Origin of the sequence: Bacillus sp. SIMBA_005, from assembly GCF_046535585.1 — a bacterium.
GTDB classification, from domain to species: domain Bacteria; phylum Bacillota; class Bacilli; order Bacillales; family Bacillaceae; genus Bacillus; species Bacillus pumilus.
The window spans coordinates 1-248 of the sequence record NZ_JAWRWI010000908.1; the positions used below are offsets into that span (position 1 = coordinate 1).

Sequence of the window (248 nt, forward strand, 5' to 3'; positions counted from 1 at the left end):
GGGCTCATCGTCAGCTGCCAGTCGGCGCGCGGCCAGGCGGCGTCGGTTTCGACGCGGGGGTCGGGCGCGTAGATCGTCGAGCGCTCGCGATCGCCGCTGCCGCCGCCGAGCAGCGAGGAGCAGCCCGACAGCGTGAGGGCGAGCGCCAGGACCGCGAGGCGAGGCGCGGGCCGCAACGGACCCGCGGTCGTGTGGGGAGAACGGACGGACGTCATTCGGGTTCGAACTCCTTCGGTGCGTCGCGGCCC

1 protein-coding gene is annotated in these 248 nt (G+C 74.6%); it reads right to left on the reverse strand.

The features are described from left to right. The coding region (locus SB660_RS22710; RefSeq protein ID WP_410584767.1) for a hypothetical protein at positions 1–215 on the reverse strand (215 nt) is incomplete at its 3' end. Between the last annotated feature and the right edge of the window lie 33 nt (positions 216–248).